1 protein-coding gene and 1 pseudogene are annotated in these 670 nt (G+C 46.1%); both read right to left on the reverse strand.

The window, feature by feature from the left end; all coding sequences use genetic code 11:
- Positions 1-216, reverse strand: a pseudogene (locus A3739_RS26770) (DNA topoisomerase IV subunit B); the annotation flags it as partial.
- A 107-nt stretch (positions 217-323) separates the two neighbouring features.
- The coding region (locus A3739_RS30510) for a hypothetical protein (protein WP_197472618.1) at positions 324-670 on the reverse strand (347 nt) is incomplete at its 5' end.

Raw genomic sequence — 670 nt, forward strand, 5'->3', positions numbered from 1 at the left:
CGACAACGAGCCATCCTCGTGCAGCACAACCTCTATTTTGGTCGCATGGCCTGCTAAGGCTTCGTCGACGGAATTATCAATAACTTCTTGAGCAAGATGGTTTGGACGCGTCGTCTCGGTGTACATTCCGGGACGTTTTTTTACTGGGTCTAAACCACTAAGAACTTCGATCGAATCAGCGGTGTACTGCTTATTTGCGGATGAGCTTTCAGACATAATGAGAAGGACAAACTATTGAAATACAATTGCGCAAGAGCTTAAACAATTAAGGCGCTTGCGCCAATAGCTAAGGACTAAGATGGGGGATGTTTAAGAAACAAAGCCTATTGCGAAGAACGTAGGTTTCGATCTAATTGCGGATCAATTGTGTTAGCGAAGCCAGATTGTTCAGCAACGTTCTGATATGAAATCTCGAAAGACAGGCCGATTCTGTCGCGATCGACAACGAGTGATGAAGCATTATTTGATAAGCGATACGCACCCACCGCCTCTCCCTTGTCGAAGAGACGCGCATCACCATCACTATCCGTACTCGCCTCTAAGTAGTACTCACCTTCAGGAACATCAAAGAACTGAAAATTCGCCGTCGCATTCACATCATCAAAACGCTGCGCCCTGTATATGTCATATGAGCCCGCAGCCGCATTCACTTCTTGTTTGCGCAACAAAT

This window comes from Oleiphilus sp. HI0067 (assembly GCF_001635735.1).